The sequence below is a fragment of the Romboutsia sedimentorum genome (assembly GCF_030131845.1).
Lineage (GTDB): Bacteria > Bacillota > Clostridia > Peptostreptococcales > Peptostreptococcaceae > Romboutsia_D > Romboutsia_D sedimentorum.
Map to the genome: position 1 here is coordinate 1 of NZ_JASKYM010000035.1, position 586 is coordinate 586.

General features: G+C 35.0%; 1 pseudogene. It reads right to left on the reverse strand.

What is annotated here, in order from left to right:
- Nucleotides 1-586: pseudogene (mmdA, locus tag QOZ84_RS16550) on the reverse strand (methylmalonyl-CoA decarboxylase subunit alpha); the annotation flags it as partial.

Here is a 586-nt window from a genome sequence, read left to right on the forward strand (position 1 = left end):
CTTGCAAATCCAGTTATAATGTTTTGTGCAAAGTATGGCTGAACTTCGTAGAAATCACCTTCATCAATTATTTCATATATAATTTCTTTCATATCATATGGCTTGTTTGAATCATCAGGTATTATACTATTTAAAACTTCATTTAGTCTGTTTGGATCATCTATACTTTCAACTATAGGAGCTTTTTCAGCGTTATTTGAAGGTAGGAAGCTTAATAATTTTCTTATTTGATTTATACAGTCTTCATCATTTGAAGCCATAAAATGAGCTACCCCTGAAGTACTATTATGCGTGCCTGCTCCACCTAAATCTTGTGCACTTACTTCTTCCCCTGTTACAGTTTTTATAACTTGTGGACCTGTTATAAACATTTGACTTGTTTGATCTACCATATATACAAAATCTGTTAATGCTGGTGAATAAACAGCACCACCTGCACAAGGTCCCATTATAGCTGATATTTGTGGTATTACACCTGATGCTATAGTATTTTTATAAAAAATTTCTCCATACCCAGCAAGCGCGTCAACACCCTCTTGAATTCTAGCGCCTCCTGAGTCATTAAGTCCTACTACAGGTGCTCCTA